The 12,021-nt window shown below is 62.8% G+C and carries 13 protein-coding genes; 4 read left to right on the top strand and 9 right to left on the bottom strand.

The window, feature by feature from the left end:
- From ACIQUG_RS10145 to ACIQUG_RS10160, 4 genes are all read right to left on the bottom strand, one after another.
- Nucleotides 1-1,101: an ABC transporter ATP-binding protein gene (locus tag ACIQUG_RS10145; protein WP_402320413.1), complete on the bottom strand. Its 1,101-nt coding sequence runs from the start codon at nt 1,099-1,101 to the stop codon at nt 1-3.
- Entirely contained in the window at nt 1,098-1,889 is a 792-nt protein-coding gene (locus ACIQUG_RS10150; RefSeq protein WP_402320416.1) for an ABC transporter permease, read from the bottom strand. The genes ACIQUG_RS10145 and ACIQUG_RS10150 overlap by 4 nt, the downstream gene beginning before the upstream one ends.
- A gap of 2 nt (nt 1,890-1,891) precedes the next feature.
- Complete coding sequence (locus ACIQUG_RS10155) at nt 1,892-2,773, bottom strand: ABC transporter permease (protein ID WP_402320419.1); 882 nt, start codon at nt 2,771-2,773, stop codon at nt 1,892-1,894.
- Nucleotides 2,774-2,848: 75 nt separating this feature from the next.
- Entirely contained in the window at nt 2,849-3,946 is a 1,098-nt protein-coding gene (locus ACIQUG_RS10160; RefSeq protein WP_402320422.1) for a PotD/PotF family extracellular solute-binding protein, read from the bottom strand.
- 116 nt (nt 3,947-4,062) lie between these two features.
- On the opposite strand from ACIQUG_RS10160, the gene ACIQUG_RS10165 reads away from it, so the two are divergent.
- Together ACIQUG_RS10165 and ACIQUG_RS10170 are read left to right on the top strand one after the other, a co-directional pair.
- On the top strand, nt 4,063-4,680 hold the full coding sequence (locus tag ACIQUG_RS10165) for a TetR/AcrR family transcriptional regulator (RefSeq protein WP_043611261.1): 618 nt from the start codon (nt 4,063-4,065) through the stop codon (nt 4,678-4,680).
- 51 nt (nt 4,681-4,731) lie between these two features.
- Nucleotides 4,732-5,127 (top strand): YybH family protein, encoded by a 396-nt coding sequence (locus ACIQUG_RS10170; RefSeq protein WP_402320425.1) that lies wholly within the window; start codon nt 4,732-4,734, stop codon nt 5,125-5,127.
- Between the two features lie 14 nt (nt 5,128-5,141).
- Here the strand turns inward: ACIQUG_RS10170 and ACIQUG_RS10175 are convergent, their stop codons facing one another.
- The 4 genes from ACIQUG_RS10175 to ACIQUG_RS10190 form a co-directional block, all read right to left on the bottom strand.
- Entirely contained in the window at nt 5,142-5,291 is a 150-nt protein-coding gene (locus ACIQUG_RS10175) for a hypothetical protein (RefSeq protein ID WP_043611259.1), read from the bottom strand.
- 134 nt (nt 5,292-5,425) lie between these two features.
- Complete coding sequence (locus ACIQUG_RS10180) at nt 5,426-6,340, bottom strand: transglutaminase family protein (RefSeq protein WP_402320429.1); 915 nt, start codon at nt 6,338-6,340, stop codon at nt 5,426-5,428.
- A gap of 261 nt (nt 6,341-6,601) precedes the next feature.
- Entirely contained in the window at nt 6,602-7,915 is a 1,314-nt protein-coding gene (locus tag ACIQUG_RS10185; RefSeq protein WP_402320676.1) for an NAD(P)/FAD-dependent oxidoreductase, read from the bottom strand.
- Nucleotides 7,912-9,279: a glutamine synthetase family protein gene (locus ACIQUG_RS10190; protein ID WP_192447109.1), complete on the bottom strand. Its 1,368-nt coding sequence runs from the start codon at nt 9,277-9,279 to the stop codon at nt 7,912-7,914. The genes ACIQUG_RS10185 and ACIQUG_RS10190 overlap by 4 nt, the downstream gene beginning before the upstream one ends.
- 164 nt (nt 9,280-9,443) lie before the next feature.
- Between ACIQUG_RS10190 and ACIQUG_RS10195 the strand changes: the two genes are divergently transcribed.
- Nucleotides 9,444-10,136, top strand: coding sequence for a GntR family transcriptional regulator (locus ACIQUG_RS10195; RefSeq protein ID WP_402320679.1), 693 nt, complete (start codon nt 9,444-9,446; stop codon nt 10,134-10,136).
- A gap of 320 nt (nt 10,137-10,456) precedes the next feature.
- Nucleotides 10,457-11,560 carry a M24 family metallopeptidase gene (locus ACIQUG_RS10200; RefSeq protein WP_402320432.1) on the top strand — a complete coding sequence of 368 codons (1,104 nt, stop codon included), beginning with the start codon at nt 10,457-10,459 and terminating at the stop codon, nt 11,558-11,560.
- 154 nt (nt 11,561-11,714) lie between these two features.
- On the opposite strand, the gene ACIQUG_RS10205 is transcribed toward ACIQUG_RS10200, so the two are convergent.
- Entirely contained in the window at nt 11,715-11,960 is a 246-nt protein-coding gene (locus ACIQUG_RS10205; protein WP_402320435.1) for a hypothetical protein, read from the bottom strand.
- Nucleotides 11,961-12,021: the final 61 nt, after the last annotated feature.

Genomic DNA, 12,021 nt, shown 5'->3' on the forward strand with positions numbered 1-12,021 from the left:
CTACGCGTGTCCACCTGTGGCGGGCAAGGCTACGACGTCGGCGGCGCGCACGGCAAGCGGCACAATCTCGCCTTCGCGCACGCTTGCCGATTGCGGCAGGTGCGCAACCAGTGATCTCGTATCGGCCGCGCAAGGCTGCAGGTGGCAGCGGTAATGCGTGCCGAAGAAGGCGCTGCCGGCGACGCGCGCTTCGCCGAGCGCCACTGTCGGTCCCTCTGCCTTGTCGTCGGCGCGGAAATGTTCCGGCCGGATCGTCAGCGTGATGCGGTCGCCGGCCTTCGGCGACGAGGCGGTGAAATTGCCGGCCGGCAGCGCCAGGCTGCCGAGCGGCGTTTCGACATGGGCGGAGCTGGCATCGGCCGCAGCCACACGGCCCGAAACGAAATTGACCTCGCCCATGAATCCCGCCGAAAACAGCGAGCGCGGGCGCATGTAGATTTCCGATGGCGGGCCGAAATCCTCGATCCGCCCCTGGTTCATCACCACGATCCGGTCGGCGATCGCCATCGCCTCTTCCTGGTCGTGGGTGACATGCACGAAGGTGGTGCCGACCCGCTTCTGGATCGCCTTCAGCTCGTCCTGCATCTGGCGGCGGAGCTTGAGATCGAGCGCGCCGAGCGGTTCGTCGAGCAGAAGCACGTCCGGATCGACGGCCAGCGCGCGGGCGAGCGCCACGCGCTGGCGCTGGCCACCCGAGAGCTCATGAGGCCGCTTGCCGGCAGACGCTTTCAGACCCACGAGATCCAGAAAACCGAGCGCCTTTTCGTCGCGCTCGGCCTTGGCAAGGCCCCGCATCCGGAGCCCGAAGCCAACATTGTCGACGAGACGCATGTGCGGAAACAGCGCATAGTCCTGGAACATCGTCGTCGTCGGGCGCTTCGCCGGCGCCACATAGGTCATGTCCTGCCCGGCGATCGTCACGCGGCCGGCGCTTGGCGACTGAAAGCCGCCGAGGATGGAGAGCAGCGTGGTCTTGCCGCAGCCCGACGGCCCGAGCAACACGATGAACTCGCCGGCCCGGATGTCGAGGGAGACATTATCGAGCGCCGTAAATGCGCCGAAGATCTTGCTGACGTTTTCGATCGAGACGGAGGCGGTCATTGTTTTTTCGTCCTTCCGAACAGGGAAAGCTCAAGGATGAGAAGCACGGCGACGGAGGCGAGAAACACCAGCGAGCCGATGGCATTGGTCTTGGGGTTGAGGCCGGAGCGCAGCATGCTCCAGATCTCGACCGGCAGCGTCACGTCGAAGCGCGACAAGAGGAAAGCGATGATGAACTCGTCCCAGCTGAAGGTGACCGAAAGGAAGAAGGCGGCGAGGATCGACGGCATCAGCATCGGCGCCGTCACCAGCGCCATCACTTTGAAATCGTTGGCGCCGAGATCACGTGCAGCCCGCTCGATGTTGATGTGGTGGTCGCCCATCGAGGCATAGATGATGGCAAAGCACAGCGGCAGGTTGATCACCACATGGCCGATGCCGACCGTCATCAGCGACAGAGGGATATGCAGCGCGTTCATCAGCGACAAAAGGCCGAGCGCGATGATCAGGTAGCTGACCGTCATCGGCGCGATCAGCAGCCCTCTTTGCAGGGCCGAGCCCGGCAGTTTGTATCGCGCGAGCGCGTAAGCCGCGAGAAAGCCGAGCAGCACGGAGATGGTGGAGGAGACGAGCGCCACGACCATCGAGTTGCCGAGTGCCGCCATCAGCTTGCGGTCGGCGAACACCGCCTCGTACCATTGCAGCGAAAAGCCGTTGAACGGCGGCACCGGTAGACGGCCGTCCTGGAACGAGAACAGCACCAGCACGGCAACCGGCAGGAAAATGAAGGCGTAGACGAGGACGAGATAGGTCCAGGAGAGCACGCTTGCAAAGATCTGGCGCAGCATCGTCAGGCCCTCTCGATCTTCAGCCAGCGGGCGCAGGCGAGATAGGCGACGGTGACGGCCAGCATCAGCACGATCGACAGCGCCGCCGCCATCGGGAAATCCGCGCGGCGTCCGAGCTGCAGCATGATGATCTGCGGCAGCACCAGCTCGTTGTTGCCGCCAAGGATCTGCGGCGTGACATAGTCACCGATGCAGAGCACGAAGGTGAGAAACGCGCCGGTCATGATGCCGGGCAGCGTCAGCGGCAGCACCACGTGCCAGAAGGTCTGAAAGGCATTGGCGCCGAGGTCCGCTGCGGCGCGGCGGTAGTTCGGCGACAGCTGGATCAGGTTGGAATAGATCGTCAGCGTCAGGAGCATCACGAAGAAATGCACGAAACCGATCACCGTGGCGGTCCGGGTACTCGCCAGTTCCAGCGGCTCGGAGATCAGGCCGATGGTCATGAACATCTGGTTGATCACGCCGTTCTTCGACAAGACCAGCAGCCAGGAATAGGAGCGCACCACGTAGGAGGTCCAGAACGGCAGGATCGCCAGGATCAGCGCCATGCGCTGCAGCCGCTTCGGCACGCGTTCGGCGATGATCCAGGCGAGCGGATAGGCAAGCAGCACCGAGATTATCGTGACGATGACCGTGATCTCAAGCGAGTTGACGAGCCCGCGGAACAGGGCGTTCTCGGAGAAAAAGCGGATGTAGTTGTCGAAGTTCCAGGCATGGACGATGTCCCGCCCCTCGCGCTTCCAGAGGCTCATCGCCGCCATGAAGGCGAAGGGCACGACGAAGAAGGCGACGGTCCACAACAGCGCCGGAGCAACGAAGCCCCAGGCCTTGCGGCGGTCGGCGTCTTCAAGCGCTGTCGCTGATGTCAAAGCGGTGTCTGCCATTACCGTCCCAGATCAAAGGATTTCGGGCGAGCAAAGAAAAATGGCGAGCGCGACACGACGCGCCCGCTGCTGTCGTTACTGCTGCAGCATCTCCGTCCAGGCGTCCTGGAACTTCTGGTCGAGTTCGGCCGAGGGGATCGGATAGAGCTGCGTCTTCTTCAGGTATTCGGCCTGCTGGTCGAAGCGAAGTGCTGCCTTCTGCTGGTCGGTCAGGTGCTCGCCCGCCTTTGCATTGGCCGGCATCGCCCAGTAGCAGGAGGAGGTTGCAAGCCGCGCCTGGCCCTCGGGGCTGACGATGTACTGAACGAACTTCAGCGCCAGATCCTGCTTGGTGGAATCTTTCATGACGCCGATCGATTGTGCCCAACGCACCGCACCCTGCTCGGGAATGGTCCAGTCGAGGCTCGGCTTGTCGGCCGAAAGAACTGCGGTGATCCATTCGCCGCCACCGACGAGGATGTCGACTTCGCCGGTCGCAAGTGCGGTCTGCGAGGAGACGACGTCGCTCACCTGCTTGGAAACCGCGCGCATCGCTGCGAGCTTTTCCTTGATCGCCGGCATGTCCGCGTCGCTCAGATCGGCAGTCTTCTTGCCGAGGCCAAGCCCGACGAGACCGATCATCGGCAGGTAGTAGTCATAGAGCGCGATGCGGCCCTTGTACTTGTCCGACCAGATGATCGACAGGTCCTGCATGTCCTTCGGGTCGACCTTGGTCTTGTCGTAGGAAATCGTGTTGTAGCCGAACTTCTCGGTGACGGCGTAGGTCTTGCCGTCCTTCATGTTATTCGCCTCCATGCGCACTTCCGGGAAGATATCCGCGGTCGGCAGCGCATCGGCCGGCATTTCAGCCAAAAGGTCGAGATCGATGGCGCGATGCACATCGACACCGTCGATCACGAGCACGTCCCAGTCCCCCGGCTGCGACTGGTCGAGGATCGAGAGCCCTGCCCCGGTGCCCTCATAGACCTTGACGTTGACCTTGACGTCGTTGGCCTTCTCGAACGGCTCGAGAAGCGCCGGATCTGTGTGGTCGCACCAGACGAGCGCATTGAGCTCTTCCTGGGCAAAGACCGGCGCGGGGGCTGCGACCGTCGACAGAGCGGCGATCGCGATTGCGGCCGTGGAGGAGAAAAAACGGCGCAGGCGCGCACCGTCACGAACTGACTGAATCATGCTGTTGCCCTCTTGTTTTGACGCTCGTTTCGGCGTCTTCAAAAAAAGATTGAATGAATTCATTTTTTAAGTCAATCTCAATTTTGAACCAATTCATAATTCGGGGAAACACTGGAATGACAGGGCTGCGCGCACGGCAAAAGGCGGATCGCAACAGGCGCATTCTCGACGCCGCCGCCGTGCTTTTTCGCGAAGTCGGCTATGACAGCGCGCGCATCGAGGACATTGCCGAGCGCGCCGAAATCTCGGTCGGCACCTTCTACAACTACTATGAAAACAAGGGCGACATCCTGCTTGCGACCGTGTCGATGGAAGTCGAGGAAGTGCTCGCCGGCGGCGGATCGATCGTCGACAACCCGCCCGCCTCCGTCATGGGTGCACTCGATGCGCTGATCGGCGAATACTACGACCACTCGCTCTACTATCTCAGCAAGGAGATGTGGCGCACCGCCATGGCGATCGCCATCCAGCAGCCGGAAAGCCCGTTCAGCAAGCGCTATACCGAACTCGATCGCCGGCTGTGCGATCAGGTTTCGACGCTGATCCGCAAGCTGCAGGCCAAGGGCGTCGTCGCAATCGATATCGACGCCGAGGCGGTCGGGGAGATGTTCTTCAACAATCTCAACATGATGTTCACCGAGTTCGCCAAGCGCGAACCGATGACGCTCGACGACCTCAAGGCGCGGGTATCGCGCCAGAACCGCCCGCTGGCGACGCTGATCGCGGTGCGCTGACCATCACAAAAACCACCGGAGCAATCTGCTTCCGGATAAAGAGGGAACCCCATGAACGATCTCGAGCAGTCGGTGCTTCAGGCCGCCGACCGGCTGGTTGCCGCCTTCGCCAGGCACGACCGGACCGCCTATTTCTCGGCCTTTGCGCCGGAAGCGACCTTCATCTTCCACACGCTCGACCGGCCCCTGAAAAGCCGTGCCGAATACGAGGCAGAATGGTCGCTTTGGGAGGAACGCGACGGGTTTCGCGTGCGCGCCTGTCGGTCGAGCGAGCGGCATGTTCAAACCGTGGGTGATGTGGCGGTCTTCACCCACCGTGTCGAAACCGACCTGGAATTCAACGGCGCGCCGACGACCGCGGACGAGCGGGAAACGATCGTTTTCCAACTGTTGTCGTCAGGGGAATGGGTGGCCGTGCACGAACATCTGTCGCGCCGCAGCGAGTAAGGTCGAAGGATCGGTCAGAAGGCGCCGACGACGACGGCGCTGACGAAGGAAAACGCGGCCACGATGGCAATTGCGTGCGGAACCAGATGAACATGTGAGCGGCGTTGCGGTGTCGCCCCAAAAACAGCGTAGCGGGACTGGATCATCGGTTTCGCTGCGTTCATCGCGTCTCTCCGTTCCTGCGGGGGCCATGGCCCATCGACTGTCTTGTTCTCCTATATTCTCCATTGAGTTTGTAGATATTAAATTCCGCAAATCGCAGAAATCGTAAAAAATCGGTTCGCCGCAATCGCGCTCGTCAATGGCGGTTGCGGTCGCGGTCCTGAAGATGTTTCGACCAGGTTTCGCTGAACCATGGGGTGAGCAGCGAAACGTCGGAGGCACGGTGCGAGCCCTTGAGCGCGCTGTCCGTTTCGACGCAGGTCCAGACGGTGAAAGCGGTCAACTCATGTTTGCCGAAGGTCTGGATCAGCGGAATGTCCGCGGCGTCGCGGCCACGGGCGACCGCGATGCGCCCTGCACGCCGCTGGTTGTTCTTGGCGTCGAAGGTATGCCAGCGATCACCAAGATAGACGTCGAACCAGGCATTGAAATCCATCGGCGCAGGATTTTCGCTCTGCGGGAGGTCTGCCATATAGCCGTTCACGTAGCGCGCCGGCATGTTCATGCAGCGGCAGAGGGTGATCGCCAGATGGGCGTAGTCACGGCTCACACCAACACGATCCTCATGGGTCTCGAGCGCCGTACGCATCGCCTGGGCATAGCCGTAGCTGAACACCAGCCGCTCGTGCACGTAGTCGCAAATCGCCTGGACGCGCTCCCAGCCGGCCGGCACGTCGCCAAACAGACGCCAGGCGAGCGCCCCCAGCCGGTCCGTCTCGCAATAGCGGCTGGCCGCGAGATAGGGCAGTGTTGCCGGCGGCAGGGTCTCAACGGGCACCGCCTCGGCCAAGGGATCTGAGGCGTCGAGCCTGCCGTCGTCTTCTATGACCGCGTCATAGGAAAGCTTGAAATCCCCCTCCGGAGCCGTCATCCGCAGGCAGCCGTTGCCATGCGGGTCGGTAATTTCCTCCATCTGCACAAGCGGAAACGGCAATGGCCCGTGCTCGCGGCGAAGCCCCGCTCGCCGCTCCTTCACCACGGAAAGATAGGTCATCATCGGTGTTGGTTGCGGACAGCGAATACCGATCTCATAGCCGAAGCGTACGAACATCTCAGACCTCCAAGCTCGACGGAAAGCAATGCTTTCCGTCTGTCTTGCCCCGCCCGATGACGTGGCACCCCCTTGGTATCCGTAGGCAGGGCCGCGCAGTCGGCCCCATGTCAGCAATTGCTACGCGCCATGCCCTCCCGCGGACAGGCCGATCCCGGAGCCGATAGTAGCGCATCCGGCAGCGAGGCGATATCGCGATCGTGGCGAAAACGCCCCTTCCCGCATGCGCATTCTCTTAGGCTGCAGTCGCCAGTCTTCAGCCTAAAGACCGACGGCGTCCTTGAACTGGTACCACCAGGAGCCGATCGTCGAATATTGCGCGCGGAATATGCGCCCGCCGGGGAATGGGTACCAGGGCAGTTTCTCGAAGACATCATAGCGCGTCGTGTCGCCGTCGATCGCCTCGGCGAGTGTGCGGCCGAATAGATGCGAACCGGTCACGCCGTGGCCGCTATAACCATGGGCGAAATAGGTGTTGCTGCCGATCCGCCCCATCTGCGGCACACGGGTGAAGGAGAGCGCAAAGTTGCCGCTCCAGGCATAGTCGATCTTCACCCCCTTCAGCTGCGGAAACACCTTTTCGAGGTTGGGCTTGAGCTTGGCGACAACGTCGGCCGGATCGGTACCGCCATAGACGGTGCCACCGCCGAAGATCATGCGCTTGTCGGCCGAGAGCCTGAAATAGTCGAGAATGTAGCGCACGTCCTCGACGCACATGTCGCTCGGGATGAGCGAATGGGCGAGTTCTTCGCCAAGCGGCGCCGTGGTGATCATCTGGGTCGAGACCGGCATGACGCGCGAGACGAGCTTCGGCACCGCATCGCCGAGATAGGCATTGCCGCAGAGCACGACGATGCGCGCCGAGACTTCGCCGCCTTCGGTATAGACCGTCGGCCGCGCCGCCTCGTGGTCGACCCGGGTCACCGGCGACTGTTCGTAGATCGTGCCGCCGATGCTTTCGAAGGCGCGCGCCTCGCCGAGCACGAGATTGAGCGGATGCATGTGGCCGCCGGTCGTATCCAGCATGCCGCCGCAATAGGCGTCCGACGTGACGAGCTTGCTGAGCGCCTCACGGTCGAGAAGCTGGTGATCGTCCATGCCGTATTTGCGCCAGAGCGCCTGCTTGGCTTCGAGCTCCTTCATGTGCGCCGGCGTATAGGCGGCGTAGATGTTGCCCGGCTTCAGGTCGCAGTCGATCTGGTACTGGCTGACGAGGCGGCGGATAATCTTGCCGCCCTCCTGCACCAGCCCGCCGATGAAGCGCGCCGCATCGTCGCCGTAGCGGCGCTGGATGGTCGACAAGCTGGCGTTGAGACCGTTGACCACCTGGCCGCCATTCCGGCCCGAAGCACCCCAGCCGACCTGAGCCCCTTCGATGACGACAACCTTGTAGCCTTTTTCGGCCAGGTGGATCGCCGTCGACAGACCGGAATAGCCGCCGCCGACGACGCAGACGTCGGTCTCGACGCGGCCCTGCAGCCGGACCGGCGTGCGGATGATGTTGCGGGAGGCGGCGTAGTAGCTGGTCGGGTAGCTGCCGTCGCCGGCATAGGATTTCTGTTTCGAAAGCATCAGACGATTTCCAGATAAGCGCTGAATTCGTAGTCCGTGACCTGCTCGGCAAAGCCTGCGATCTCCTGGCGTTTGCAGGCGATCAGCATCGAGCGCAGCACGGGATCGAAGATTTCGGCGGCAATCGGCCCTGCCTCGAAGCTATCGACCGCCTGCCCCCATTCGGAGGGAATTTTGGGCAATTTCTCCGTTGCATAGGCGCGCCCTGAAACCGGCGCCGGCGGCTTCCACTTGTTGCGGATGCCGACCAAGGCGGCACCGAGGATCGCGGCGATGACGAGATAGGGATTGGCATCCGCGCCGGCGACACGATGTTCGATGCGGCGCGCATAGGGATTGCCGCCGGGAATGCGGATCGCCGAGGTGCGGTTCTCATACCCCCAGCACACGGCTGTCGGCGCATGCGTGTCGGGCCGCAGCCGCCGGTAGGAATTGAAGTGCGGCGCAAAGAGCAGCGTCGTCTCGGCCATGCCGCGCAAGAGACCGGCAACGGCATTCTTGAGGATCGGTGACCCCTCGTCACTGCCGTCGTTGAAGACGTTGTTGCCCTCCTCGTCGAGCAGGCTGAAATGGACATGCATGCCATTGCCCGAGCGGGTGCCATAGGGCTTGGCCATGAAGGTCGCAGCAAGACCATGCTTGCGCGCCACGCCCTTGACGATGCGCTTGAAGAAGATCGCGTCGTCGGCCGCCTTCAGCGGGTCATCCGTGTGAAGCAGGTTGATCTCGAACTGGCCGATGCCGTTTTCGGCGATCGCCGCATCCGCCGGCACGTTCTGCCGGGCGCATTCCTTGTAGACGTCGGAGAAGAACTCGCCGAAGTCGTCGAGCTCGTCGATCGACAGGATCGCATCGGAATCGAGACGCTTGCCGGTATAGGGCGAGATCGGCGGCACCGCGCTGTCGGGCTCCGGATCGATCAGGTAGAACTCCAGTTCGGTCGCGACGACGGGGCGAAGGCCGAGCTCCTTGTATTCCCGCACGACCGCCGCCAGTGCCTGGCGCGGATCGGCAAGGAACGGCTTGCCGTCCTCGAGCTGCAGCCAGAGCGGCACAAGCGCGCTCGGCCGCGAGGTCCAGTTGACCGGCAGCGCACCGCGGCCGGTGACGCCGCAGATGCCGTCCCGGTCGCCGCTCGCAAACACCTGCTCGCTGTTGATGATGTCCTCGCCCCACACGTCGACGCCGACGATCGAGAGCGGCATGCGGATGCCGCCACCGAGAACCTTGCCCGCCTGTTCCACCGGCACGCGTTTGCCCCGCATGATGCCGTTGAGGTCGCAGACAACCGCCTGGATGCTTTCGATCGGCCCGTTCTGCTCGAGCCATGCCTTGAATGCGCTGGGATCTTCCGCGTCGAGCGACATATCGCAAATCTCTTTTTGTGATCACATTTTCCGAAAGTTGACATAATTGAGGAATTGGAGTCAAGCAGCGGCAATGCTATCAGGCATTTGACGTAGCGCGGGACGAGGGAAAGTGTATGTCGCATCCCCCGCACATCGTGATCCAGGCAGAAGGACATGCGCCCTTGAAACCCCTTGTGTTGCCGCCACTTTCGCGCCCCGACGGCATGACCACGCACGACTACGCCTTCAATCGGCTGCGCCAGGCAATCATGGTTGGCGCCTTCCGGCCTGGAACGTCCGTCACCATCCGCGGCCTTGCCGAGGCGCTTGAAAGTAGCCCGACGCCCGTGCGCGAGGCGCTGCGCCAGCTGACCTCGATCGGCGCGCTGCAGTTTCTCGAAAACCGGCGCATCGTCGTGCCGCACATCACCCCTGCCCGCTTCGAGGAGCTGATATCGCTGCGCATCGCGCTTGAAAGCCACGCGGCGCGGCGCGCCGTCGCGCACCTTTCCGAGCGCCAGATCGAGAGGATCACAGCAATCGACGACAGCATCGAGACGGAGATCCGTCGCGGGGACAAGGTGGCAGCGCTGATCGCCAACCAGGCGTTCCATCGTTTGATCTACACCGCCAATCCCGATGCCGTTGCCATGCCGCTGATCGAGAGCGTCTGGCTACAGCTCGGCCCGATCCTCGGCATCGCCATGGAACACGTCACCGAGCTTTATGTGGTCGACCGCCACCGCGAGGCGATCGAGGCCTTGCGGCGACGTGACGAGGATGCGGTTGCTGACGCGATCGCCGCCGACATCCGCGAGGGGATCGGCGGCTTCGACCAGCAGGCGGTCGCGCGGTTGCTGCGCTTGGCCGCGTGAGATCACTGCCGTCAAAATTTTAGTGTGACTAAAATTCCGTATTGACAACGTTCAATCACGGCACCAAAGTCGTGCAAATACAGACGCATAGTGACGGGAAGCGAGCAACTTCCCGGCTTCATGTCCGTGCATTCGAGGGGGAGGAGTCCGCTTGAAGAGCCAAAGACCCAAGTCCCGCCACAAGACAGGCGCGGGCCTCAAGCATTCCCCATAGCCGACTTTGCGCCGATCTCCGGCGCTCCTTGCACCCATCACCGTCGACCACAACCGCCTGACCGGTTGGCGGCATCTGATTTTCTCAAGCCAGAATTGGAAACACCATGAAGGAACTCACCAAGAGCCGTTTTGCGGCGCTCCGCCGCACGATGGCCGAAAGCAATGTCGGCCTCGTCGCGCTGGCCCCGGGATCACACATGGATTGGCTGATTGGCTACCATCCGCATCCGGACGAACGTCCTTGCCTGCTTCTCATCGGCCCGGAAAAGGAAGCGTTCCTGATGCCGGCGCTGAATGCCGAAGGCACGCGCGAGCACACCGATATCGCCTTCCACAACTGGGCCGACGACATTGGCCCGAGCGACGCCCTGACCGCAGCGCTTGCCGATGTCGGCGCCGCAAAGCCCGGCCGCGTCGTGCTCGACGAAACCATGCGCGCCGATTTCGCGCTGCTGCTCATCGATGCGCTGCCCGCCGATACCGCCCGCGAATTCACCCCGGCAACGCTTGGGAGCCTGCGCATGCGCAAGGACAAGAGCGAATACGCGCTTCTGAAGATGAACGCCGGCATCGCCGACCGCGCCATGCAGGCGGCGTTTGCGAAGATCCGCCCGGGTATGACGGAGAAGGAACTGGCCGCCGAAATTCGCGGGCACTTCGCGTCCGAGGGTGCGGCACCGGCCTTCTGGATCGTCGGCGCCGGCGGCAACGGCGCTTTCCCGCATCACTCGGCGAGCGAACGGGTGATCGAGGAAGGCGATGCCGTCGTCATCGACATCGGCGGCCGCAAGCAGGGATTTCCGAGCGACATCACCCGCATGGCGATCGTCGGCCGCGCGCCGGAGGGATACGGCCAGATCCACACCATCGTTGAAAGAGCGGTACAGGCCGCACTGAAGGCGGCCCGTCCGGGCGTGCTTGCCAAGGAGGTTGACGCAGCGGCCCGCAAGGTGATCGCAGACGCCGGCTATGGCGAGTACTTCGTCCACCGCACCGGCCACGGCATGGGCATCGACGGTCACGAACCGCCCTACATCACCGCGACCTCGGAGACGGTTCTGGAAGAAGGCATGGTCTTCTCGATCGAGCCCGGCATCTATCTGCCCGGCCGCTTCGGCATCCGGCTCGAAGACATCGTCATCCTGCGCGAGGACGGGCCGGAGGTTCTCTCGTCCCTGCCCCGCGACGTTCACGTCGCAAGCGTCTGAGCGCCAGAGCGTTTCAGTGTTTCGGCGAAACGCTGAAACGCTCTGAAAGAACGCGAGCCCGGACGGAAAGCCGTTTCATGCTTTCCTGGATTTGCCCTATCGCGGCGGCTTCGGGCGCCGCTTCCTTTCCTGCCTTTCGTGCGCCCCGGAACGCCTAGCGTGCCGGGCGTTTGCGGGGCTTTGGCGCCGGTTTCGCCGTTCCCGGCTTGTCCTTGTGGACGGGCTGCAATTGGTCGGCCGGCGGCCAGATCCAGTAGTGGCCATAGGGTTTGCGCTGGATCCCCTGATAATACTCGCCCTTTCTGATGCGCATCTGCGCCTCTGCATCGCCGGCGACGGCCGTTGCGGCAAGGACCGCAGCGGTAAGCGCGGCGACAACAACATATTCCGATTTCGTCATCTTCGAGCTCCTTGCCTCCTGTCTACGCCTGAAGCGAGAGAGGTCAATGGCCGCCGCTGTC

It is taken from the genome of Ensifer sp. NPDC090286 (genome assembly GCF_044769565.1).
Classification (GTDB): Bacteria; Pseudomonadota; Alphaproteobacteria; order Rhizobiales; family Rhizobiaceae; genus Ensifer.